Origin of the sequence: Vibrio breoganii (assembly GCF_001677275.1) — a bacterium.
In the GTDB taxonomy this organism is placed as follows: domain Bacteria; phylum Pseudomonadota; class Gammaproteobacteria; order Enterobacterales; family Vibrionaceae; genus Vibrio; species Vibrio breoganii.
This window is the reverse complement of record NZ_CP016177.1, coordinates 1-21935: the sequence shown is the minus strand read 5'-3', so window position 1 is coordinate 21935 and position 21935 is coordinate 1. Positions and strand designations below refer to the sequence as shown.

At 45.4% G+C, this 21935-nt stretch carries 24 protein-coding genes; 1 reads left to right on the top strand and 23 read right to left on the bottom strand.

What is annotated here, in order from left to right:
* Nucleotides 1-29: 29 nt before the first annotated feature.
* From glmU to A6E01_RS00010, 23 genes are all read right to left on the bottom strand, one after another.
* Nucleotides 30-1394 carry a bifunctional UDP-N-acetylglucosamine diphosphorylase/glucosamine-1-phosphate N-acetyltransferase GlmU gene (glmU, locus tag A6E01_RS00115; protein WP_065209333.1) on the bottom strand — a complete coding sequence of 455 codons (1365 nt, stop codon included), beginning with the start codon at nucleotides 1392-1394 and terminating at the stop codon, nucleotides 30-32.
* A 192-nt stretch (nucleotides 1395-1586) separates the two neighbouring features.
* Nucleotides 1587-2009, bottom strand: coding sequence for a F0F1 ATP synthase subunit epsilon (locus tag A6E01_RS00110; protein ID WP_017029787.1), 423 nt, complete (start codon nucleotides 2007-2009; stop codon nucleotides 1587-1589).
* Nucleotides 2010-2027: 18 nt separating this feature from the next.
* Nucleotides 2028-3431, bottom strand: coding sequence for a F0F1 ATP synthase subunit beta (gene atpD / locus A6E01_RS00105; protein WP_017029788.1), 1404 nt, complete (start codon nucleotides 3429-3431; stop codon nucleotides 2028-2030).
* A 34-nt stretch (nucleotides 3432-3465) separates the two neighbouring features.
* Entirely contained in the window at nucleotides 3466-4332 is an 867-nt protein-coding gene (atpG, locus tag A6E01_RS00100) for a F0F1 ATP synthase subunit gamma (RefSeq protein ID WP_017029789.1), read from the bottom strand.
* 44 nt (nucleotides 4333-4376) lie between these two features.
* Nucleotides 4377-5918, bottom strand: coding sequence for a F0F1 ATP synthase subunit alpha (atpA, locus tag A6E01_RS00095; RefSeq protein ID WP_065209332.1), 1542 nt, complete (start codon nucleotides 5916-5918; stop codon nucleotides 4377-4379).
* A gap of 13 nt (nucleotides 5919-5931) precedes the next feature.
* On the bottom strand, nucleotides 5932-6465 hold the full coding sequence (gene atpH, locus A6E01_RS00090) for a F0F1 ATP synthase subunit delta (protein WP_017033066.1): 534 nt from the start codon (nucleotides 6463-6465) through the stop codon (nucleotides 5932-5934).
* A gap of 14 nt (nucleotides 6466-6479) precedes the next feature.
* Nucleotides 6480-6950 carry a F0F1 ATP synthase subunit B gene (gene atpF / locus A6E01_RS00085; RefSeq protein WP_065209331.1) on the bottom strand — a complete coding sequence of 157 codons (471 nt, stop codon included), beginning with the start codon at nucleotides 6948-6950 and terminating at the stop codon, nucleotides 6480-6482.
* Between the two features lie 59 nt (nucleotides 6951-7009).
* Nucleotides 7010-7267, bottom strand: coding sequence for a F0F1 ATP synthase subunit C (gene atpE / locus A6E01_RS00080; protein WP_017029793.1), 258 nt, complete (start codon nucleotides 7265-7267; stop codon nucleotides 7010-7012).
* Between the two features lie 43 nt (nucleotides 7268-7310).
* Nucleotides 7311-8117, bottom strand: a complete 807-nt coding sequence (gene atpB, locus A6E01_RS00075) for a F0F1 ATP synthase subunit A (protein ID WP_065209330.1) — start codon at nucleotides 8115-8117, stop codon at nucleotides 7311-7313.
* 8 nt (nucleotides 8118-8125) lie between these two features.
* Nucleotides 8126-8515: a F0F1 ATP synthase subunit I gene (locus A6E01_RS00070; protein WP_017029795.1), complete on the bottom strand. Its 390-nt coding sequence runs from the start codon at nucleotides 8513-8515 to the stop codon at nucleotides 8126-8128.
* A gap of 149 nt (nucleotides 8516-8664) precedes the next feature.
* On the bottom strand, nucleotides 8665-9561 hold the full coding sequence (locus A6E01_RS00065) for a ParB/RepB/Spo0J family partition protein (RefSeq protein WP_065209329.1): 897 nt from the start codon (nucleotides 9559-9561) through the stop codon (nucleotides 8665-8667).
* A 25-nt stretch (nucleotides 9562-9586) separates the two neighbouring features.
* Nucleotides 9587-10360, bottom strand: coding sequence for a ParA family protein (locus tag A6E01_RS00060; RefSeq protein ID WP_017033069.1), 774 nt, complete (start codon nucleotides 10358-10360; stop codon nucleotides 9587-9589).
* 14 nt (nucleotides 10361-10374) lie between these two features.
* Nucleotides 10375-11004, bottom strand: a complete 630-nt coding sequence (rsmG, locus tag A6E01_RS00055; RefSeq protein WP_017029798.1) for a 16S rRNA (guanine(527)-N(7))-methyltransferase RsmG — start codon at nucleotides 11002-11004, stop codon at nucleotides 10375-10377.
* Complete coding sequence (mnmG, locus tag A6E01_RS00050) at nucleotides 11005-12903, bottom strand: tRNA uridine-5-carboxymethylaminomethyl(34) synthesis enzyme MnmG (RefSeq protein WP_017029799.1); 1899 nt, start codon at nucleotides 12901-12903, stop codon at nucleotides 11005-11007.
* Between the two features lie 475 nt (nucleotides 12904-13378).
* Nucleotides 13379-13813, bottom strand: coding sequence for an FMN-binding protein MioC (gene mioC, locus A6E01_RS00045; RefSeq protein WP_026012829.1), 435 nt, complete (start codon nucleotides 13811-13813; stop codon nucleotides 13379-13381).
* A gap of 8 nt (nucleotides 13814-13821) precedes the next feature.
* Nucleotides 13822-15183, bottom strand: a complete 1362-nt coding sequence (gene mnmE / locus A6E01_RS00040; protein WP_065209328.1) for a tRNA uridine-5-carboxymethylaminomethyl(34) synthesis GTPase MnmE — start codon at nucleotides 15181-15183, stop codon at nucleotides 13822-13824.
* Nucleotides 15184-15308: 125 nt separating this feature from the next.
* The gene (gene yidC / locus A6E01_RS00035) at nucleotides 15309-16931 is read right to left on the bottom strand and encodes a membrane protein insertase YidC (RefSeq protein ID WP_017029802.1); all 1623 of its coding nucleotides are present in this window, start codon (nucleotides 16929-16931) and stop codon (nucleotides 15309-15311) included.
* 2 nt (nucleotides 16932-16933) lie between these two features.
* Nucleotides 16934-17191, bottom strand: a complete 258-nt coding sequence (gene yidD / locus A6E01_RS20845; RefSeq protein ID WP_082961323.1) for a membrane protein insertion efficiency factor YidD — start codon at nucleotides 17189-17191, stop codon at nucleotides 16934-16936.
* The gene (gene rnpA / locus A6E01_RS00030; RefSeq protein WP_026012828.1) at nucleotides 17158-17481 is read right to left on the bottom strand and encodes a ribonuclease P protein component; all 324 of its coding nucleotides are present in this window, start codon (nucleotides 17479-17481) and stop codon (nucleotides 17158-17160) included. The genes yidD and rnpA overlap by 34 nt, the downstream gene beginning before the upstream one ends.
* Before the next feature lie 45 nt (nucleotides 17482-17526).
* Nucleotides 17527-17664, bottom strand: a complete 138-nt coding sequence (gene rpmH, locus A6E01_RS00025) for a 50S ribosomal protein L34 (RefSeq protein WP_004400210.1) — start codon at nucleotides 17662-17664, stop codon at nucleotides 17527-17529.
* Between the two features lie 270 nt (nucleotides 17665-17934).
* A complete protein-coding gene (locus A6E01_RS00020) occupies nucleotides 17935-18669 on the bottom strand; it encodes an amino acid ABC transporter ATP-binding protein (protein ID WP_017029804.1) in 735 nt (244 codons plus the stop codon).
* Nucleotides 18666-19337 (bottom strand): amino acid ABC transporter permease, encoded by a 672-nt coding sequence (locus tag A6E01_RS00015; RefSeq protein WP_017029805.1) that lies wholly within the window; start codon nucleotides 19335-19337, stop codon nucleotides 18666-18668. Before A6E01_RS00015 ends, A6E01_RS00020 begins: the two co-directional genes overlap by 4 nt.
* Nucleotides 19338-19433: 96 nt before the next feature.
* Nucleotides 19434-20192 (bottom strand): amino acid ABC transporter substrate-binding protein, encoded by a 759-nt coding sequence (locus A6E01_RS00010; RefSeq protein WP_017029806.1) that lies wholly within the window; start codon nucleotides 20190-20192, stop codon nucleotides 19434-19436.
* Between the two features lie 339 nt (nucleotides 20193-20531).
* On the opposite strand from A6E01_RS00010, the gene dnaA reads away from it, so the two are divergent.
* Nucleotides 20532-21935: a chromosomal replication initiator protein DnaA gene (gene dnaA, locus A6E01_RS00005; RefSeq protein ID WP_026026254.1), complete on the top strand. Its 1404-nt coding sequence runs from the start codon at nucleotides 20532-20534 to the stop codon at nucleotides 21933-21935.

Here is a 21935-nt window from a genome sequence, read left to right as displayed (position 1 = left end):
TCTTTATCCGGTAAAAAAGAATAAACGGGTTATTTCTTCTTAGTTGGACGTTGCCAGTTAGCAATGCGACGCTCTTTAGCACGAGAGATAATAAGCTCATTCTCGCCAACATCTTTGGTTACCGTTGAGCCTGCGCCCACGGTTGCACCGTTAGCAATTGCCACTGGCGCAATCAATTGACTGTCAGAGCCAACAAACACGTCATCGCCAATAATGGTTTTAAACTTATTTGCGCCATCGTAGTTACAGGTAATGGTACCTGCGCCAATGTTGGTGCGCTGACCAATCTCTGCATCACCCAAGTACGTCAGGTGGTTCGCCTTTGAGCCTTCACCAAGGCGCGCATTTTTTACTTCTACGAAGTTGCCTACATGCGAGTCATTGCGCATCTCAGCGCCTGGGCGCAGACGTGTAAATGGACCAACGGTACACTCTTCACCTACTGTTGCGCCTTCAATGACAGAGTAAGGGCGAATTAGGGTGTTATCGTCGATTTCACAGTCCTTCAGCACACAACCTGCACCGATCACAACATTGTCACCAATAGTCACACTGCCTTCGATAATAACATTGGCATCGATCTCTACATCCATACCGCACTGCAGGGTACCACGTAGGTCAAAGCGACTAGGATCACGAAGCATAACGCCTTGCTCTAGCAGTTTGTCCGCTTGCATCTGTTGGAATGCACGCTCAAGACGAGCTAGCTGGCGGCGATCATTCACGCCCTCAACTTCAATGGCACTTGCAGGGTGAACCGCTTGAATCTGCTTACCGTCATTGTGCGCAGCAGCAATGATGTCCGTCAGGTAGTATTCGCCCTGAGCATTGTCATTGCTTAGGTTCGACAACCAACGCTTCAGGTCCTTGCCATCAGCGACTAGAACGCCGGTGTTAATCTCACAAATGGCTTTCTGCTCTTCAGTTGCGTCTTTTTGTTCAACGATAGCAACCACAGAGCCATTCTCACGGACGATACGACCGTAGCCCATAGGATTATCTAAAACTACAGTTAACAGACCAACACCGCCTTCTGGTTGTCCATCAAGCAGTGCTTCTACAGTTTCACTAGTGATAAGTGGTACGTCGCCGTACAACACCATGACTTTTTCATCATCAGAAAAGTGTGGTGATGCTTGATCAACAGCGTGTCCTGTACCCAATTGCTCTTTTTGCTCAACCCAATTTACCGGTTCGTTCGCAAGAGTTGCTTTCATCTGGTCACTGCCGTGGCCAAACACCAAATGAATGTTGTTTGCGCCTAAACCCACACAGGTATCGATAACATGCTTAGCCATTGGCTTACCTGCCAGTGTATGCAGCACTTTTGGCTTCTTTGAGTACATGCGAGTACCTTTACCCGCAGCCAGAATGACGGCACTGAAATTGTTCATCACTTATTCCTTGAAACTGATCGTTAATTTTTATTGGTTTAACTCATTATTATATAGCTCAGTGACCTCAGGATGACACGCGCGTTTCGCGCAACATCCAGAAGTCACTGAGCTATATATTAACCCATTTAAGCACCCAAACAAAAAGGTGACCCTAAGGTCACCTTTGTCGTTACGCTATGGCTAATGTTATTAGCGACGCTTTCTCGTAAGTTCTGCAACTCGGACTTGAGCAATCGCTTTAGCCAATTCACTGGCTGCCTGAGCAAAGTCCATATCGCCGTGCTGATTATGAATAGTCTCCTCAGCTTTGCGTTTGGCTTCTTCTGCTTTGGAAGCATCGATATCTTCACCACGGATTGCCGTATCAGCCAGTACAGTAGCTGTACCAGGCTGAACTTCAACGATACCACCAGAGACATAAATGAACTCTTCGTGGCCGTGTTGCTTAACGATGCGAACCATACCAGGAGTAATAGCGGTCAACAGCGGGGTGTGGCCATGGAAAATACCAAGCTCACCTTCGCTACCGGACACCTGGAACGTTTCAACGCGCCCAGAAAAGAGTTTTTTCTCTGCGCTTACCACGTCTAGGTGAAAGGTTATTGCTGCCATATTGCCTCCTAATCAGACTTATAGCTTCTTAGCGTTCTCTAGAGCTTGATCAATGCTACCGCAGTACATGAATGCTTGCTCTGGAATGTCATCGTAATCACCAGCTAGTAGGCCTTTAAATCCACGTAGTGTCTCTTTAAGAGGTACGTAAACGCCTGGGTCACCAGTAAATACTTCCGCTACGTGGTAAGGCTGAGTAAGGAACTTCTCAATCTTACGTGCACGAGATACCACTTGCTTATCTTCTTCAGAAAGCTCATCCATACCTAGGATTGCGATGATATCTTTTAGCTCTTTATAGCGCTGTAGCGTAGTTTGAACGCCTGAAGCCACGTCGTAGTGCTCTTGACCAACAACCAATGGGTCAAGCATACGAGATGTTGAATCCAGTGGATCAATCGCAGGGTATAGACCCATAGCTGCGATGTTACGGCTAAGTACAACCGTTGCATCCAAGTGAGCAAACGTTGTTGCTGGAGACGGATCCGTCAAGTCATCCGCAGGTACGTATACCGCCTGTACAGATGTGATAGAACCAGTCTTCGTTGACGTGATACGCTCCTGTAGAACACCCATCTCTTCTGCAAGAGTTGGCTGGTAACCTACCGCAGATGGCATACGACCTAGAAGTGCCGATACCTCTGTACCCGCAAGGGTATAACGGTAGATGTTATCTACGAAGAATAGTACGTCACGGCCTTCATCACGGAAACGCTCCGCCATGGTTAGACCTGTCAGTGCAACGCGCAGACGGTTACCCGGTGGCTCGTTCATCTGACCGTAAACCATTGCTACTTTAGATTCTTCAGGGTTCTCGATGTTTACAACACCTGCTTCCTGCATTTCGTAGTAGAAGTCGTTACCCTCACGAGTACGCTCACCTACACCCGCAAATACAGATAGGCCTGAGTGCTGAAGTGCGATGTTGTTGATAAGTTCCATCATGTTAACGGTCTTACCTACACCTGCACCACCGAATAGACCGATTTTACCACCCTTAGCGAATGGGCAAACCAAGTCGATTACTTTTACACCTGTCTCTAGAAGTTCTGTCGCGTTCGACTGATCTTCATAGCTAGGTGCTGGTCGGTGAATTTCGTAATGCTCTTCAGCACCGATATCACCACATTCATCAATCGCGTCACCAAGAACGTTCATGATACGACCAAGAGTTTTAGTACCTACTGGAACTGTAATTGGAGCACCAGAATTTGTAACATCTAGTCCACGACGTAAACCGTCTGAGCTACCCATTACGATAGTACGAACTACGCCACCGCCTAACTGTTGCTGAACTTCAAGAACTAGACGTTCTGGAGCGTCAACTACGTTTAGTGCGTCGTATACACGTGGTACTTCGCCTTGTGGGAACTCTACGTCGACTACTGCACCGATGATCTCTACGATCTTACCTGTAGCCATTGTTAATCCTCTAAACTAATTCGTTGTCCTAAAACTAAACCGCAGCGGCACCAGAACAAATTTCTGATAGCTCTTGGGTAATCGCAGCCTGACGAGCTTTGTTATAAACAAGCTCTAGATCTTCAATCAGGTTAGTTGCGTTATCCGTTGCTGCTTGCATCGCCATCATTCGAGCGGCCTGTTCACAAGCTAGGTTCTCAACCACGCCTTGGTACACGCTTGATTCGATATAACGAATCAGAAGTGCATCAAGCAGAGGTTTTGGCTCTGGCTCGTAAATGTAGTCCCACTGATGCTCGCGTTGCATCTCTTCGCTGTCTGATTTAGGTAAAGGCAGTAATTGATCGATCGTTGGTTCTTGAACCATAGTGTTTACAAACTTGTTGAACACTATGAAAAGGCGATCCAACTCACCTTCATCATATTTCTTCAACATTACGCCTACAGAACCGATCAAGTCTTCAAGGCTTGGCTCATCGCCTAGACCAGAAACTTGAGCAGACACTTGAGCGCCACTGTTGTTAAAGAATGCTGTTGCTTTCGTGCCGATAACGGCAACGTCAACGTCAGCACCACTTTCCTTCCAGGTTTGCATATCTATAACAGCTCTTTTGAACAAGTTAATGTTCAAGCCGCCACACAAACCACGGTCGGTAGAAACTATGATGTAACCAACACGCTTGGCTTCGCGTTCCTCTAGGTACGGATGTTTGTACTCTAGGCTACCGCTAGCCAAATGACCGATCACCTTACGCATTGTTTCTGCATATGGTCGGGACGCTCCCATCGCATCTTGCGAGCGACGCATTTTTGAAGCGGCCACCATTTGCATAGCTTTCGTAATCTTCTGTGTGCTCTTAACACTACCGATTTTATTACGTATTTCTTTTGCGCCGGCCATCGTTACTCTCCGTTAGTAGGTGACTCTTTCAAGTCACCAACCAATTACCAGGTTTGGGTTGCTTTAAAGTCAGTTACGATCTTCTGAAGCTGAGCTTCAATCTCGTCACTGTAAGCACCCGTTTGGTTGATCTCTTCCGCTAGATCAGCGTACTGACCATGAGCATACGACAGTAGAGCAGCTTCAAAATCTAGAACTTTGTTAAGTTCTACATCGTTTAGGAAGCCACGCTCAGCAGAAAAGATAACTAGTGCTTGGTCGAAAACTGACATAGGAGCGTATTGCTTCTGTTTCATCAGTTCTGTCACTTTTGCACCGTGATCAAGTTGCTTCTTAGTCGTTTCATCAAGGTCTGAAGAGAACTGAGCAAATGCAGCTAGTTCGCGGTATTGAGCCAATGCGGTACGAATACCACCAGACAGTTTCTTGATGATCTTAGTCTGCGCTGAACCACCTACACGAGATACCGAGATACCTGGGTCAACAGCTGGACGTACGCCTGCGTTGAATAGTTCAGTTTGAAGGAAGATCTGGCCATCAGTAATCGAGATTACGTTTGTAGGAACGAATGCTGATACGTCACCAGCTTGGGTTTCGATAATAGGAAGAGCAGTCAAAGAACCAGTCTTACCTTTTACTTCACCCTTGGTGAAACGCTCTACATACTCTTCGTTTACGCGAGCAGCACGCTCTAGTAGACGAGAGTGAAGGTAGAATACGTCACCAGGGAATGCTTCACGACCCGGTGGACGTTTCAGTAGTAGAGAGATTTGACGGTACGCTACCGCTTGCTTAGACAAATCATCGTAGATGATTAGAGCGTCTTCGCCGCGATCGCGGAAGTATTCACCCATTGCACAACCAGCGTAAGGCGCTAGGTATTGCAGTGCAGCAGACTCAGACGCAGAAGCAACTACAACAATAGTGTTTGCTAGTGCACCAGATTCTTCAAGCTTACGAACAACGTTCGCGATAGTTGAAGCTTTCTGACCGATTGCTACATAAATGGAGAAAATACCAGAATCTTTCTGGTTAATGATGGCATCGATTGCCATCGCTGTTTTACCAGTCTGACGGTCACCGATGATAAGTTCACGCTGACCACGACCGATAGGGATCATTGAGTCAACTGACTTATAACCAGTTTGTACAGGTTGGTCTACCGACTTACGGTCGATAACGCCCGGTGCGATTACTTCTACAGGAGAAGTTAGTTTCGCATCGATCGGACCTTTACCATCAATAGGCTCACCAAGCGTGTTTACAACACGACCTAGTAGTTCTGGGCCTACTGGTACTTCAAGGATACGACCAGTACCTGTTACTTTCATGCCTTCCTGTAGGTCAGCAAATGGGCCCATTACTACCGCACCAACCGAGTCACGCTCGAGGTTAAGTGCTAGCGCGTAACGGCCACCCGGTAATTCAATCATTTCACCTTGCATAACTTCTGCAAGGCCGTGGATACGAATGATGCCATCGCTTACCGAAACGATAGTACCTTCGTTGCGAGCTTCATTAACAACTTCGAAAGATTCGATACGTTGTTTAATTAGATCGCTAATTTCCGTGGAATTAAGTTGCATGCTCCAATCCCCATTAAGACTGCAATGCATCGCTCAGGCGGTTCAAACGACCTCGCGCTGAGTTATCAATGACTAGGTCTCCGGCTCGAATAATAACCCCACCAAGTAGGGTCTCATCTATACTGCAATTCAGCTTCACTTTGCGGTCAAAGCGTTGCTCTAACTTGCTTATCATGTCGTCTTGCTGTTGTTTCGACAGCTCTGAAGCAGAAATCACTTCTACTTCGATAAACTTGTCGTGCTCTCTTCGAAGAGCCAAGAACTCAGCAAGAACATCAGGTAGAGCCTTTAATCGACCGTTACCTGCCATTACCTTAATCAGGTTTTGGCCATGTTCATCAAGTTGTTCGCCACAAATCGCTACGAAAAGTTCAGTCAGTTTATTGGCTGTTAATGAGCCATCTAATAAGTCTGAAATTTCATGGTGCTTTGTCACTTCAGCGGCAAAAGCCAACATTTGACCCCATTGGTCTAACGCGTCTTTTTCCACCGCAAATTCGAATGCTGCTTTAGCATAGGGGCGTGCGATTGTTACCAAATCAGACATAAGCGCCCCTTCTGTTAAAGTTTTGCAGTAATGTTTTCAAGAATATCTTTTTGCGCATCTTTATCGATTGTGCGCTCCAAGATTTTCTCGGCACCAGCAATAGCCAGAGTAGCAACTTGTTTGCGCAGTTCATCGCGCGCGCGGCTACGGTCTGCTTCAACTTCTGCTTCAGCTTGCGTCAAGATTTTCTGGCGTTCTGCCTGAGCATCTTCACGAGCTTCGTCAATAATTTGAGCTTTACGTTTGTTCGCAGCGTCAATGATCTCAGTTGCTGTGCGCTTCGCTTCCTTCAATTGCTCAGAAGCGTTGGCTTGTGCTAGGTTCAAATTTTTCTCTGCACGTTCAGCGGCAGAGAGACCGTCAGCAATTTTTTTCTGACGTTCTTCAATCGCTTCAATGATTGGTGGCCATACATACTTCATGCAGAACCATACAAACATTGCAAACGATATCGCTTGACCTAGCATAGTTGCGTTCATTTCCACAACAGCTACCCCTTTTTAGTTATTCAACAACAAACTATTTGCTTGCTTAGAAACGTCAATTAACCGGCCAGTTGACCAACAAATGGGTTTGCGAATGTGAATAGAAGTGCGATTACGATACCGATCATTGGGATCGCATCTAGAAGACCCGCGATGATGAACATCTTAACTTGAAGCATTGGCGCCATTTCTGGTTGACGTGCTGCACCTTCTAGGAATTTACCACCTAGAATTGCGAAGCCAATAGCAGTACCCACTGAACACAGACCAACGATGATCGCTACAGCAACAGCAGAAAAACTTAGAACAGTTTCCATTTAAAATTCTCCAATATTAATTTTAGAGTTTACGTTTATAAAATTAGTGATCACTATCTTCATGAGCCATCGATAGATATACGATCGTTAGCATCATAAATACAAAGGCTTGAATCAAAATAACCAAAATATGGAAGATAGCCCAAGGTAGAGAACCTACCCATTGTAAGTACCAAGGGAGCATTGCAGCACAAAGAATGAATACAACCTCACCAGCAAACATGTTACCGAACAGACGCATACCTAGAGAAATTGGTTTCGCTAGTAGCGATACAACTTCCAAAAGCAAGTTGAACGGAATCATAATTGGATGGTTAAAAGGATGCAGTGCTAATTCTTTAGCAAAGCCACCGACGCCTTTTACTTTAACGCTGTAGTAGAGCATTAGAGCAAACACGCCAAGTGCCATAGCCATTGTGACACTCACGTCAGCTGTAGGAACCACCTTAAGATAAGGGATACCCATTAACTGAGCTGGATAAGGTAAGAAATCGATAGGCACAAGGTCCATCAAGTTCATTAAAATTATCCACACGAATATCGTTAATGCCAATGGTGCAATCAATGGGTTGCGTCCATGGAAAGTGTCTTTTACGTTCTCACCAACGAATTCCACTACCATTTCAACAGCACATTGTAATCGGCTTGGTACACCAGTTGTTGCTTTCTTAGCTACTGAACGAAATACCCAAAGGAATAACACACCAGTTAGCACGGAAAATAACAGGCTATCGATATGCACATTCCAGAAACTGCCCTCAGCTACAATACCTAACTTAGCTAAAGATAGATTTTGTAAGTGGTGGTCAATATAACTGGAAGATGTTAACGCTTCACCAGGCGTAGCCATAACATTTCCTATTTTCTTTTGTTAATAAAAAACACTGGCGCAAACATATTAATTAGTAAGACCAGCAAATAGGTTAGCTTGAGAGGAACAAGTTCCAACTCCATATACACGTAGGCAACGGAAAACAAAACTATAGTCAGGAGTATCTTAAGCGCTTCACCTGTATAGAACGAAAAGGTAACGAGTTTTGTCGCCCTTGCGCCCGCATACAGAAACGCGAATAAAGAAAACACTGCATTCGCAATGACAAATATGCCACCACCAATCAGTGCCGATAGCCCCCAACTAGGATTTACAGTAATGCTGACCCCAGTTGCCACTAACATAACCACGCTAAACTCAATCAGTAGCAATCGCTTTGCAAGCTCTCGCCCAGGTTTAGTAAGCGCAGTTACCATGTATTCTTTCCTCGAAAAACAATTCCCGCTTTTGTCAAAATCAAGCGAAAATTTCGAATTTTGTATTCAACGTCACGCATTATGCGCAAAAATTCAGGAAAAAGACAAGTAATTGTGAACCTAATTGCACGGATATTGAACAGGATCAATTATCCCACGATGCGCTCTAGCTTGGCGATTAACTGCTCTAATTTGTGAGGTGCATCAATACTAATGGTCAATTTAGCCTTGCCATTTTTGCCCCGGATCAAAGAAACGTCGTTTCCTAATTTTTGTGACAATTTTTCTGACAACAAAATAGCGTCCTGATCGATGCTTTTTCCGTCAATATTAACCGGTGGCTGAAGCGCTTTTTTTACTAATTGCTCTGTTTGGCGAACCGTAAGTTGCTTTTTTACTGCATGCTGTGCCAGTTCAACTTGTTGCTCACCATCAACCGCTAGTAGCGCTCTAGCATGCCCCATATCGAGTTGGCCATTTGAAACCAGACTCTTTACTTCACTTTCTAGCTGATTAAGACGTAATAGGTTACTTACTGCGGCTCTAGATTTACCGATGACGTCGGCAATTTGTTGGTGTGAAAGTTCAAATTTCGTACGCAGGCTTTCCAAAGCATGGGCTTCTTCAACCGCATTGAGGTTTTCACGCTGGATGTTTTCGATAAGGGCCATAGCGATGGCAGCCTTATCTTGCACTCGCTTGACCACACAAGGCACTTGGGTCAATCCAGCAAGCTTAGCAGCACGCCAGCGTCGCTCACCCGCGATAATTTCATATTTGTCAGTGTCTACTTGGCGGACAACAATAGGCTGAATAATGCCTTGAGAGCGAATAGAGGCGCTTAGCTCTGCAAGAGCTTCCTCATCCATCTCTGTTCTTGGCTGATAGACACCTGGCTGCAAACGCTCAACAGCGATATCTTGCATATCACCGCTGTCAGAGTGAGAAACCGATTGTTGCGCTGCCGATGGCGTGTTTTTTTCCCTTGCCATTGCACTGGTAGATAACAGTGCATCTAATCCTTTACCTAAGCCACGCTTGGACATTGACATTTTTCCTTAGAAATATTTTTTATACAGCAACTTCTTCACGACGAAGCATCTCACCCGCTAACGCAAGGTAGGCTTTAGCGCCTGCAGACTGCTTATCGTAATACATTGCTGGTTTACCATGACTTGGAGCCTCAGCTAAGCGTACGTTTCTTGGAATGACAGTACGGTACACTTTGGTGCCAAAGTGCTGCTTCAGCTGATCCGAAACCTCGTTTGATAAACGGTTTCGTGGATCAAACATGGTACGTAATAGACCTTCGATCTTCAAATTCTCGTTAACCACTGCCGCTAGCTTGCTGATGGTATCCATTAGCGCCGTCAGTCCTTCCAAAGCAAAGTATTCACATTGCATTGGAACCAAAACCGAATCTGAAGCGGCCATAGCGTTAATCGTCAGAAGGTTGAGCGAAGGAGGGCAGTCGATGAATATAAAATCATACTGATCGCGCACACCCGATAAAGCATTCTTTAGCCTTACTTCACGAGCAAACACTTCCATTAATTTAATCTCTGCGGCGGTTACATCACCGTTCGCCGCAATGAGGTCATAGCCACCCGTCGTTGAACGAGTCACTACCTCTGCGAAAGGGGTTTCTTCAACCAACAGATCATAAGCGGTGGTTTCAACTTGATATTTGTCGACACCACTCGCCATCGTCGCGTTGCCCTGTGGATCGAGATCGATAACCAAAACACTGCGCTTGGTCGCGGCCATAGAAGCAGCTAGATTCACGCAGGTCGTTGTTTTACCTACGCCACCTTTCTGATTGGCAATTGATATAATTCTTCCCACGTTGGCTCTCTTCCCTAAACTCGGTCTGTTAAGATTACAAGATGTCGCTCACCTTCAAGCTCAGGCACTATCAAAGGTTTGACCTGGATCACGCTACACCATTCAGGAAGTTGCTCTATCTCTTCCTGTGAAGCTTGTCCTTTGAGGGCGTAAAAGACGCCAGTACCTTCTTTTGGCAAGTGACGACACCAATTTACCATATCGGTCATAGAAGCAAATGCTCGGCTCAATACCGCATCAAACTTAACCTCAGGTTGGAATTCCTCTACACGGCTTAAAACCGGAGTCACGTTCTCAATCTTGAGCTCATGTACAACTTGTTTAATAAAACGTATACGCTTGCCTAAGCTATCAAGCAAGAAGAATTCACAGTCAGGGTTCATAATTGACAACGGAATACCCGGCAATCCAGGCCCCGTACCTACATCGATAAACCGCTTCCCATCAAGGTGCGGTGATACCACAATGCTGTCCATAATGTGCTTCACTAGCATGTCGCTAGGATTACGAACCGAGGTTAGGTTGTAGGCCTTGTTCCACTTATTTAGGAGCTCGACGTAGCCCACCAATTGATCCAGTTGCTTATCAGAAACGGTCAGATCGGTTTTAGCGATCAGCTGCTGAAGTTGTTGATGTAAGCTCATTTATGCGACTTCCTCACCTTTCTTAAGCAGGCCCTGTTTCTTTAGATAAACCAACAAGATAGAAATAGCTGCTGGTGTGATTCCTGAGATTCGAGAAGCGATGCCTATCGTTTCTGGTCTGGTATCCGTCAGTTTTGCTACCACTTCATTGGACAAGCCAGAGACCAAAGAGAAATCGATATCTGTTGGCAACTGAGTGTTCTCATGACGCATCGACTTGGCGATCTCGTCTTGCTGGCGCTGAATGTAGCCCTCGTATTTCACTTGGATCTCAACTTGCTCAGAAGCCTGTTGATCTTCAAGGGCAGGACCAAAGCCTTCTAACTCAGTAAGCTGTTGATAAGTCAGCTCAGGTCTACGCAAAAGATCCTCGCCACTCGCTTCTCGTGTCAACGGCGTTTTTAATACAGCATTCAGATTATCTACGCCCTCAGACTTAGGGTTGATCCACGTGCTGGCAAGACGTTGACGTTCAAGCTGCATGTTTTCCATTTTCTGGTTGAATCGAGCCCAACGCTCTTCAGAAACCAATCCAAGTTCATGTGCTTTTTCGGTTAGGCGAATATCGGCATTGTCTTCACGAAGCAACAAACGGTATTCCGCTCTCGACGTAAACATACGGTACGGTTCTTTAGTGCCCATGGTAGACAAGTCATCGATAAGCACGCCCATGTATGCCTGATCGCGTCGAGGCGACCAACCTTCTTTTTCTTGAGAGTACAGACTCGCATTAAGACCCGCCATCAAGCCTTGTGCAGCTGCTTCTTCGTAGCCTGTAGTACCGTTAATTTGGCCCGCTAAGAACAAACCTTGAATGAACTTGGTTTCATAGGTGTGCTTTAGGTCTCTAGGGTCAAAGAAATCGTATTCTATAGCGTAACCAGGACGAACAATATGCGCATTTTCAAAGCCCTTCATTGAACGAACGATCTGAACTTGTACATCAAATGGCAAACTTGTTGAGATGCCGTTTGGATAGAGTTCGTGCGTGGTTAAACCTTCTGGCTCGATGAATATTTGGTGACTATTTTTGTCAGCAAATCTCATCACTTTATCTTCAATCGATGGGCAGTATCTTGGCCCGATACCTTCGATCACGCCTGCGTACATTGGGCTGCGATCTAGGTTGTTGCGAATCACTTCATGAGTGGCTTCGTTGGTATGCGTGATGTAACACGGTACCTGAGATGGCTGCTGGCTGCGGTTACCCATGAACGAAAATACAGGGGTCGGATTGTCTCCGTGCTGCACTTCAAGTTGACTAAAATCAACACTACGAGCATCGATCCTCGGTGGAGTACCTGTTTTTAGTCGATCAACTCTAAACGGAAGATCACGTAAACGCTGCGCGAGAGCGATCGAAGAAGGATCGCCTGTACGGCCTCCTGAGGCGCTTTCCATTCCAATATGGATCTTGCCACCTAAAAAGGTACCAACCGTTAGCACAACAGCTTTGGCTTCGAATTTGAGGCCCATTTGAGTGATAACACCCTTAACGTGATCGTTTTCAACGATCAAGTCATCCACTGATTGTTGAAACAGCGTTAGGTTAGGGGTGTTTTCTAATTCTGATCGTACAAACGCTTTGTACAGGGCGCGATCCGCTTGAGCACGTGTAGCGCGCACAGCTGGGCCCTTTGAAGCGTTCAGTGTTCTAAATTGAATGCCTGCGTGATCAATGGCTCTGGCCATTAATCCACCCATAGCATCAACCTCTTTCACGAGATGGCCCTTACCAATACCGCCAATGGCTGGGTTGCAAGACATCTGCCCCAAAGTATCAATATTATGGGTCAACAAAAGTGTCTTTTGGCCCGTTCTTGCTGCAGACAATGCAGCTTCAGTACCAGCATGACCACCACCAACGATGATGACATCAAATTTTTCGTGATAAAGCATGAGTTGGCCTCGGATATCGCTATCGTGAAATGAGTGAACAAAAAGGAGGCGTATTCTACCTTCTTTCTGATCATTAGAAAATTGCTTTTAATGTTTTACACAATTTACGCTCTGCTTAATATATATAAGATCTTTATATAGATCTTTTATTAGATCTATTATTAAGCAACGGATCTATTGTGGATAACTGGTATTTGATCAACAAGATCAACACCTTTGGCAGGATCACTTGCTGTGATCTCTGGTGGATCTAGTTCTGTATTAGCTGGGATCAAAATGGGCACTTATACACAAGGGGGTGGATCAGTATAAGTTGTTATTGGGATAACTATAGGTTGATCACTGAATACCTATGTAGTTATCCACAGAACAGGGGGTTAATTAACGGTCACTTTGTGAGCAAACGAACCGTAAAAAAAAGCCGATGAGCAAAAATGCGCACCGGCCTAGTTATTTTCAAACGAGTAAATCAGGCTTAAAACAGGTGTTTGTGGTCTTCGAACCACTCTTCAGCGGCCTCTTCTGGCACTGGATGGCGCAGAACATCGATGGTTAAGCACTCCGATAATGGGGTGGCACCAATATCCTCAAGCAGTTCCTGGCAATGCAATCCTGCACCACAGAAGGTGTCATAGCTTGAATCACCAATCGCGATAATCGCATAGTTGAGATCCTGGGTATTGGGTGGCGTTTGCTGAAGTTGCTCAATAAACGGCTGAATATTTTCTGGATAATCACCCGCACCATGGGTTGAGGTAATGATTAACCAAGTCCCTTTAGCGGGTATTTCATCGAGATTTGGCTGATTGTGTATCTCAGTATCTTTACCCATCTCTTGCAGTAAATCATTAAGATGATCGGCAACGTATTCTGCTCCACCTAAGGTGCTACCTGTGATCAAATGAATCATGGACATGTTTATTTTCCTATACAGAATGATGAGAAGATGCGACCGAGAAGATCGTCAGAACTGAACTCTCCGGTGATCTCATTGAGATATTGTTGAGTGATCCTGAGCTCTTCCGCCAAGATTTCACCCGCCATAAAGCCCTCTAATTGCTGCTGACCAATAGACAGATGCTCTGCTGCCTTATCTAGAGCATCAAGGTGCCTACGGCGCGCCATAAAGCCACCTTCGGTGTTTCCTGAGAATCCCATGCACTCTTTTAAATGGTTGCGTAGGGCATAGATACCTTGGCCCGTCTTTGCGCTTAAACGAATAAGGGTAGGGTCGTTCACATGACAAATACCCAGTGTCTCTTGGGTTTGGTCAACCTTGTTGCGAATGACGGTCATTCCCATATTGTTCGGCAACTTATCTACAAACTCAGGCCAGATTTCTTGAGGGTTAGTGGCATCAGTGGTGGTGCCATCCACCATAAACAATACACGATCGGCTTGTTGTATCTCTTCCCAAGCACGCTCAATACCTATCTTCTCGACTTCGTCTGAGGCCTCACGAAGGCCTGCGGTGTCGATGATATGCAGAGGCATGCCGTCAATATGAATGTGCTCTCTGAGTACGTCACGTGTGGTGCCTGCAATGTCAGTAACAATGGCTGACTCTTTGCCAGATAGGGCGTTGAGTAAGCTAGATTTACCTGCATTTGGGCGACCCGCAATCACCACTTTCATGCCTTCGCGCATGATTGCACCTTGATTGGCTTCTGCGCGTACGGCTTCTAAGTTGTTGATGATAGTTTGTAAGTCAGTGCTTACTTTACCATCGGCTAGAAAGTCGATTTCCTCTTCAGGAAAATCAATGGCCGCTTCCACATAGATGCGTAGATGAATCAACGACTCAACTAAAGTGGTGATGCGCTTTGAGAACTCACCCTGAAGTGATTGTAGCGCTGATTTGGCCGCTTCTTCTGAGCTGGCATCTATCAGATCAGCAATGGCTTCTGCCTGCGTCAGATCCATCTTGTCATTGAGAAATGCACGCTCAGAGAACTCGCCTGGACGCGCAGGACGGATGCCTGAGATCGACAGGATGCGCTTAATCAGCATATCCATTACCACTGGGCCACCGTGTCCCTGAAGCTCTAATACATCTTCGCCAGTGAAGGAGTGTGGGTTTGGGAAGTACAGTGCGATGCCTTGGTCTAGTTGCACGCCAGCATCATCCACAAAGGGTAGGTATTCAGCGCGCCTAGGCTGAAGCTCTCGCCCTACGACTAATTGTGCGACTTGGTTGGCCTGTGGGCCTGAAACTCGAATTATGCCTACTCCGCCACGTCCTGGCGCTGTGGCTTGAGCCACAATAGTATCGTTAGTCATGTTCGTCTCAATTGGAATAATTAGGTAAATTGTATACTTAAACTACAGTAAGTTGCTCAATTCATAGAAAATAAAAAGGCGACCCTAAGGTCGCCTTCTCTTATAAACATTGGCTAACTTAAGCTCTATTTAGAGTGTAAGCCTTTTTTCTCTAGACCTTTATAGATCAACGTTTGCTGAATCAGCGTAACGATGTTCGATACCAACCAGTAAAGAACTAGACCTGATGGGAACCATAGGAAGAAGAAGGTAAACATAACCGGCATAAAGGTCATTATCTTCTGCTGCATTGGATCCGTTACAGTCGTAGGACTCATCTTCTGGATTAGGAACATACTTGCACCCATCAATAGAGGAAGGATGTAGTACGGGTCTTGTGCCGAAAGGTCAGTGATCCAACCGAAGAACGGTGAGTGACGCAGTTCAACAGATTCCATCAATGCCCAGTATAGAGAGATGAAGATAGGCATCTGTAGGATAAGAGGTAGACAGCCACCCAGTGGGTTAACTTTCTCTTTCTTGTACAGTTCCATCATCTCTTGGCTCATGCGTTGACGGTCATCGCCGATACGCTCACGCATTGCTGTCAATTTTGGTTGCAGCATACGCATTTTAGCCATAGAGGTGTACTGAGCTCTCGTTAGTGGGTACATAGCACCACGAACGATGAAGGTAAGTACGATAATCGCTAGACCCCAGTTGATAACAACACTTTGGATCATAGACAGCAACCAGTGAAGTGGTTTAGCAATGAACCATAACCAGCCGTAGTCAACTACAAGCTCAAGGTTAGGTGCAACCGCTGCCATTTCATTTTGAAGTTTAGGACCAACCCATAGAGTTGCCTTCATTTCACCCGTTTCACCGTTTGCGATTGTCTTGTTAGGAAGACGAACACCGATGTCACCTAGGTTACCCACTACGCGAGTGTAAAGGCTTGCGCCTTGTGCATCACGTGGAATCCAAGCTGAAGCGAAGTAGTGCTCAAGCATTGCAACCCAACCCTCGCCGTTAGGCAGGTTTTGTTGAAGGTTACGGTCTTCCATGTCGCTAAAGCTGTACTTTTTGTAGCGTGTAGACTCAGTAGAGTATGCACCGCCACGGTAAGTAGGCATTGTTAGGCTACCACCAGCATCTTGCAGGTTTTGACGAAGGTGAGCGTACATACCAACGGTTGCATTTGCACCAGAGTTGTTCGCTACATCGTAAACCACGTCAACTGCGTAGCTGCCGCGCTTAAGGATGAAGGTTTTGGTGTATTCAATGCCATTCGCTGTGTAAGTCATTGGTACACGCAGCTCATCTTGACCTTCAGGTAAAGTGAAGCTGTCTGCGCTTACTTTGTAGCTAGGACGAGAAGTGCTGCTTAGATCGATACCCTGCGGACCGATTAGGCCACTTTGAGCAATGTACTGCTCGTTGCCTTTTTTATCTAGAAGAACGAAACGCTCTTTAGATTCAAATTCTTCAGCGTATTCATTTAATGAAGCAGACACCACATCACCACCGACAGCATCGATAGATAGAGTGAGAACGTCTGTTGTTACGGAAACAATACTTGCCGTATGGTTTGCTTCTGGAGCAGGATCCATGTCGTCAGCCATTGAAGGCGCTGGCAAAGAGCTGCTACTAGATTGTGCCTGGTTAGTCGCAGGAGCTGTTGGGTTTTTGTATTCTTGCCATTGTTGAAATAGCAAAAATGAAACCATAGCCAATGCGATAAACAGGATATTACGTTGAGAACCCATCGTTATTTATCTCTGTTTGTTGTGTTTTTAGGTGGTACAGGGTCGTATCCGCCATCATTCAAAGGGTGGCATTTTAATAGACGTTTGCCCGATAACCAACACCCTTTTACAAATCCGTGGCTTTTTAATGCCAAGATTGCGTACTCGGAGCAGGTTGGGGTGAAACGACAACGTGGTCCGATGAACGGACTAATACCAACTCTATATAGGTAAACTATACCTATCGCTATCCACGCGAAGGGCGAGAAAGTCTTTGCCATAGTTTATCGAAGAGTTTAAACATATCATCATTGCTTAAATCTTGGGCACTTTTCTTTGCAATAACAACGAAATCTTTGTTAGCAAGTTTGTGCTGATTAAGACGGAAGCTTTCTCGTGCGATTCTCTTGAACCTATTACGGCCAGGGGCAGTTTTAATTTGCTTTTTAGGTACTGCTAATCCAAGTCTTGGATGAGTAAGAGAGTTTTTACGAGCGATGATTGTGAAATGAGGGGAGCCGGCTCTATGAGCCTTTTCGAAGACATTTTGATAATGCTCGGGAGTTAACAGACGTAACTCCCGATTGAACGCGTACTTAGTCAAAATAATCGCGAATTATTTTGAAAGGCGCGCACGGCCTTTAGCACGACGTGCATTAATTACTTTACGACCGTTCTTAGTAGCCATACGAGCACGGAAGCCGTGAGTACGTTTACGCTTTAGAACTGAAGGTTGAAAAGTGCGTTTAGACATGGTTATTACCTTTACTGATCAGTAGTTTTTAGGTTCTTGTTAAACCCGACGTGGGCTGTAATTCTCTCTTATATATAAGAGGGATACCGACGTCTCTCAACAAAGAGGCGGAATTGTAATCACTGTCTTTAAAATAGTCAATGATTGGTTTAGCTCAAAAACAAGTTATCTATAATATCTCAGCTTCTATTGAAGTCAGATTAAGATTCTCGTGCCTGAAATTCCGGTCGACGGATTATACGTGTAAAAATCCAAATCACAAGGATCTTATTAGATCCCAACTTGATTTAGGAACTTTTTCAAGCGAGGATCCTGTGGATTACCAAAGATATCCTCAGGTTTTCCCTGCTCTACAATGTTGCCTTCAGCCATGAAGATCACTCGGTCAGCGACTTCACGAGCAAATTGCATTTCGTGGGTGACCACCAGCATGGTTTGATGCTGATTTGCCAATTTTTTCATTAAATTCAATACCTCACCGACCCATTCAGGATCAAGAGCTGAGGTTGGCTCATCAAACAACAGCAGTTCTGGCTGCAGCGCCATTGCTCGGCCGATACCTACTCGCTGCTGCTGACCACCGGATAGAGCCGCTGGGTAGCTATCGCCTTTATCTTGTAAGCCGATGTCATCCAATATCTGCTGCGCGCGCTCCAATGCCTTGTCTTTTTTCCAGCCATGAACCGTAATTAGGCCCTCTGCAATGTTCTGGCGAGCCGTCATATGCGCAAACAGTGCGTAGTTTTGGAAGACAAAGCCTGTTTTACGTCTTAAAGCCAGTTCTTCGGCTTTACTGTATTTTTCACAGTTAACATAGGTATCATCGATACTGATCTCGCCTTGCTCTGCTTGCTCAAGGAAGTTAACGCAGCGCAGTAGGGTAGATTTACCCGTGCCACTAGAGCCAATAATCACGATGATTTCCCCTTTATTGATATCGATGTCGATACCCTTGAGGATCTCACTATCACCAAAGCGCTTATGAATGTTTTTAAGTTTAATCATCTTTGGTACGCCTTATTCAACCGATTCTCTGCCCAGATTTGTACGCGCGTTAGGATGATAACCACACCCCAATAGATCAATGCCACTGCCAGGAAAGCTTCAAAGAACCGGAAGCTAGATGATGCCTCCATTTGCGCTTTGGCCATGATTTCAGCCACGCCTAAGGTAAATGCTAGAGACGTAGATTTGATCATATCAATGAAATAGTTCATCAAAGAGGGCAGGGCGACGCGTGTAGCCTGTGGAAGAATGACTCTTTGCATTGCCTGACGTGTGGTCATGCCAATAGAGAGGCTTGCCTCCATTTGGCTGCGATCAATACCAATGATGGCCGCTCGAATACTCTCTGCCATGTAAGCTGCAAAGTGCAATGTAAGGCCAATGACCGCAGCACTAAAGGCATCTATGCCCACCATTATCGGGAATACCTGTGGCAGTCCGTAATAAAGTAGGAACAGCTGTACTAACAGTGGTGTACCACGAAAGAAGCTGATGTACAGCTGGCTGAGCTGATCCAGCACTGGGACCTTAAACACTCGAATATTGGCTAGGATGAGGGCTAAAATCAGGGCAAAGATACCGCCCCATATTGCCATCTCCATAGTCGTGCCTAGATACTTAAACAGTATCGGTAGCAGTTCCAGCATGTAGTTAAAATCAAATCCCATCTTGTTACATCTCTTCGTTTAAAAAGCAAAGCCCACTATCTCCGCAGAAATAGTGGGCTCCAAGCCTTATTAGGCTGAGCTAAATCTATGGTTACACTATTTTTGAGTGATATCAGCGCCAAACCATTTATTTGAAATCTCAGCTAGAGTGCCGTCTTCACGCATCGCGTCTAGAGCACCGTTCACTTCTTTCTGTAGCTTCTGACCATTTTCGTTGTTCACGAATGGCATAGCATTTTCAATGGTTTCAAATGGTTCACCCGCTAATTGTAGTGGTAAACCCGTTTTTTTGATCAGCTCTAGAGCCGATAGGCGATCCATTACAAATGCATCAGCACGGCCTAGCGCTACATCATGTTCAATACCCGTGTCATAGGTCTTGATGTTGATCTTGTTGTCTTTGTCGTAGTTACGCAGCAACTGCTCAAAGTTCGAACCTAGGTTAACAGCAACGGTTTTACCTTCTAGGTCTTCAACGCCTTGGATTTCATCGTTGCCTTTACGCACGGTAATTTGCGCGCCGTCTACTACATACGCATCTGAAAATAGGTATTTCGCTTTACGCGCTTCAGTTGCGGTAATTTGGTTTGAAATCGTGTCAATGCGACCCGTTTCTAGCATGCCAAATAGGCCTGAGAAGTTTGAGGTAACGTATTTCACATCGTAGTCATTGCGACGAGCGATTTCGTCCCAAATATCAACCTCAAAGCCTTGAAGTTTGTCTTTCTCAACAAAAGTAAACGGGAAGTAGCGTCCTGACATGCCCACTTTTACTTCTGTTGCAGCATAAGCTGCTTGTCCTAAACTCGCAATTAGTGCGGTTGCGCATACCAAGCCTTTTAACCAGTTTTTCATACTACTACTCCTTGTGTTTATGCTGCGAAATATTACAGCTAAGCTCAGCTTAGGCTAATAACGAAAAGTTATTAATAATAACAGAATGGTTATTAGGGCTTTTTTACGGGTATAAAAATGTGAAAAAGTGTGGGGATAACTTAGATCTTAGGTTGAGGATCGTGCGCTTTTGGTATAGCTCTGTGGGTAATCATGTAGATCTTTGCAATATTTTCAGATTAATTGTGAATAACTTCGATCTTATGCACTGGATCTTCGATCATTTGCTAGCGATCTTGATAATCTGGGGGTAAAATTACTGTCCTTCTATTTCTTTTCAATCCGTATTGTGGGGTCGATGTGTCATCTTCGCTTTGGACTCAATGTTTGCAGCAACTTCAGGAAGAGCTTCCTGCTGCCGAATTCAGCATGTGGGTACGACCACTTCAAGCTGAGCTAAGTGGTAACACACTGACCTTATTTGCCCCAAATCGATTCGTTTTGGATTGGGTTCGCGATAAGTACATCAACAGCATTAATCGCCACCTGCAAGAATTCTGTGATAACGATATCCCTAACCTCAGATTTGAGGTGGGCAGTAAACCGGTATCAGCGCCACCACCGACTGCCAGAAAGTCGGCCGCTGACGTAGCTGCTGAGTTCTCTGCACCTGCACAATTGGCGCGTCGTAAGCCTGTGCATAAAACTTGGGATAACGATAGTGATGTTTCTGACATCACCTACCGTTCAAACGTAAATGTGAAGCACCGCTTCAATAACTTCGTTGAGGGTAAATCGAACCAATTGGGTCTAGCGGCTGCACGCCAAGTGTCTGATAACCCAGGTGCTGCCTACAACCCATTGTTCCTATACGGTGGAACGGGTTTGGGCAAGACTCACCTTTTGCATGCTGTAGGTAATGCCATTGTTGATAACAAGCCGAACGCAAAAGTGGTGTATATGCACTCTGAGCGTTTTGTGCAAGATATGGTAAAAGCTCTGCAAAACAATGCGATAGAAGAATTTAAGCGTTATTACCGAAGCGTCGATGCCTTGCTTATCGATGACATTCAATTCTTTGCAAACAAAGAGCGTTCACAAGAAGAGTTCTTCCACACCTTTAATGCGCTGTTAGAAGGCAATCAACAAATTATCCTTACCTCGGATCGTTATCCTAAAGAGATTAACGGGGTAGAAGACCGTCTTAAGTCTCGCTTTGGCTGGGGCTTGACGGTTGCGATTGAACCACCAGAGCTTGAGACTCGCGTCGCTATCTTGATGAAGAAGGCTGAAGACCATCAGATTCATTTAGCGGATGAAGTGGCATTCTTTATTGCTAAACGCCTGCGTTCAAATGTTCGTGAGCTTGAAGGGGCATTGAACCGTGTGATCGCGAATGCGAATTTCACTGGCCGTCCTATCACTATCGATTTTGTTCGTGAAGCGCTGCGTGACTTGCTGGCACTTCAAGAGAAACTCGTCACCATAGATAATATTCAAAAGACCGTCGCGGAATACTACAAGATTAAGGTTGCAGACCTCTTGTCTAAGCGCCGCTCTCGTTCTGTTGCTCGTCCGCGCCAATTGGCGATGGCACTAGCAAAAGAGTTGACCAACCACAGCTTGCCTGAAATTGGTGATGCGTTTGGTGGTCGTGACCATACTACGGTACTGCATGCATGCCGTAAGATTGAACAGCTTCGTGAAGAGAGTCATGACATCAAAGAAGACTACTCTAACTTAATTCGTACACTTTCATCGTAA